This is a genomic window from Cellulomonas biazotea, assembly GCF_004306155.1.
In the GTDB taxonomy this organism is placed as follows: domain Bacteria; phylum Actinomycetota; class Actinomycetes; order Actinomycetales; family Cellulomonadaceae; genus Cellulomonas; species Cellulomonas biazotea.
This window is the reverse complement of sequence record NZ_BIMR01000533.1, coordinates 1-493: the sequence shown is the minus strand read 5'-3', so window position 1 is coordinate 493 and position 493 is coordinate 1. Positions and strand designations below refer to the sequence as shown.

At 79.5% G+C, this 493-nt stretch carries 1 pseudogene; it reads right to left on the bottom strand.

Annotated features, from left to right (window positions below):
* Window positions 1-493, bottom strand: a pseudogene (locus CBZ_RS20635) (GTPase); the annotation flags it as partial.

Sequence of the window (493 nt, the reverse complement as noted above, 5' to 3'; positions counted from 1 at the left end):
GCCGCGCGTCGCGTCGAGAACGACGCGAGCAGCACGAGCACCGCGCCGACGAGGAGCAGCAGCGCGACCACAGGCGCCCACGGGTTCGCGCGCACGCTCGCGAAGCCTGAGCCGAGCGCGACCGCCCCGACGGTCACCGCGGCACCGGCCAGCACGACCGCGAGCCCCAGCAGCCATGCCGCCGCGAGCGAGCGGCGGGCGACGACCGTCACCTGCGCGAGCGCGTCGGTCACGGCGAGACGCAGCTCGGCGGTCGTCGCGACGCGCGCCGCGACGTCCTGCCGCCACGTGCGCGGCAGCCCGGCGGTCGCGGCCGCGAGCCAGTCGGAGCGTGCGAGCGCGACGGAGTCCTCCTGCACGGGGCCGAAGGTCGGCGACGCGGACGCCCCGCCTCGGACGACGGCGGCGACGGCGCCGGCGACCGCGGGCAGCCCGGCGGCGTCGGCGAGCGTGTCGACGACGCCCCCGAGCGACAGCGCGGCCGGTGCGGGCT